Annotated in this window: 3 protein-coding genes; all 3 read right to left on the bottom strand. The window is 20.9% G+C overall.

Annotated elements, in window-relative coordinates:
- Positions 1 to 189: hypothetical protein (locus tag KTO59_RS04215; protein WP_284928808.1), on the bottom strand; the 189-nt coding region annotated here is incomplete at its 3' end.
- Between the two features lie 542 nt (positions 190 to 731).
- A complete protein-coding gene (locus KTO59_RS04210) occupies positions 732 to 1,112 on the bottom strand; it encodes a hypothetical protein (protein WP_284928807.1) in 381 nt (126 codons plus the stop codon).
- A partial coding sequence (locus KTO59_RS04205; protein ID WP_284928806.1) for a Panacea domain-containing protein occupies positions 1,102 to 1,561 on the bottom strand: 460 nt, incomplete at its 5' end. The genes KTO59_RS04210 and KTO59_RS04205, both read right to left, overlap by 11 nt.

The following is a 1,561-nucleotide window of genomic DNA, read 5'->3' as shown; positions in this document are numbered from 1 at the left end:
TTCTTTTATAAAATCATTTAAAGAAGTATCAACTTTATCTACTTTATATTCAACCTGTTTGATATTCAAAAATATATAATTTTGATAAATAAATGCAAAAGATACAATTAATGTTGAAATAATAGAAATAAATATTTTTGTAGAAGGTTTTTTCAAAAAACCTTCTATTTCTGGAGTTGGTTGTTTCATTGATTTGACCTTTCTTTTTATTTTTATTCCTCATTTGTGGTGATTTCATAGAGGGAGTTGAGTTTGATAGAAATTTCATTTTTATATTCAAACCACATTTAATCATAATTCTTTTGTAATCTGTTTTTTTTCTTTTTTGGCGCGTTTAAATATATTATTTAACATCTCAATTTCGTTTTCATTATAACATACAAAATTAATAATATTAAATTTTAAAATTATTAATTGTTTTTTTGTTATTTTAAAACCTTAGTTTAACGTCGTTGTGGCGTGTGAAGGTTTCTACAAGTTGTTATTTTTATCTCTCCAAGTTGTTATATATGTTTGAGTAAAAGAAAAAAAAGGCCACAAAGGCACCTTTATTAATTAATTTATTGTTAGTTTTTTGTATAAAAAATCCTCTTATTGGAGGATGAATTGAGTGTATTAGGTTTTAATTATTATTGATAAATTTAGATAAATTTAAATTTAATTTTTTGAACTATTTAAAAATGTTTATTAATAATAATAACAACAAAAAAATATTTTTTATTACATTTAAATTATTTTTCAGAATATAATTTATGTTCTAAATCAATACATATTAAAAAAAATTTTTCTTGTATAATAAAACCTACAACTCGAATAGGGTAAATTTCGTGTTTTATAGCAAATTGAAAAATTTTATTCTCTTGTGCTTTTGACAAAATTGTTTCACATTTTGTCTCTATTATGTTTTCAGGGACTTGATGAAAATGATTTTTTGTTTTAATAAAATCGTTCCAATAATATTTTTCTTTAAATGTAAACATTTCAGCTATTATATGAAGAAGAATATCATTTGTAATTTTTTTGTTTTTAAAAGAAAAATATTTATTTCCTTTTAATAATAAATATTCTAATTTAATTAAAAAATTAAATTTCTTTTTTATATCAAATAACATTATTTATATTTTTTTTAGAAAAATATTTTATTAAATCTTTGTCAGTAATCACGTTTTGCTCCCAATCACAACTTTTATTAAAAGCGTTTAACCATGGTTTTTCCTTGTGCGTTTGTTCGCTTAAATCGCCACCATCCATATATCCAAACTTTTCAATAACTAAATTAATAGTTTCTTTTTGGTTTGATAATAATTTATTGTCGTTGCCTTTAGGAGTTTTTTTAAGGGCATGATAAGAATATTTACAAAATTCTTGATATAATTTAGGGAATACTGGTCCATAAATCCATGCTTGTAAATTTTCATCAATTAATTTTTCCTTAAAATTTATTAAATGAAAAGCATGAGCATAATAAATAAGTTTTTGTAATTTCATATTAGTTATTTTAGGAATTTTGCTAATAATATAATTAGCAATATCAAAAACATTAATTTGAGTTTTTTCAATA

This window comes from Candidatus Phytoplasma sp. AldY-WA1, from assembly GCF_020312115.2.
In the GTDB taxonomy this organism is placed as follows: domain Bacteria; phylum Bacillota_I; class Bacilli_A; order Acholeplasmatales; family Acholeplasmataceae; genus Phytoplasma; species Phytoplasma vitis.
This window is presented reverse-complemented; position numbering and strand designations above follow the sequence as displayed.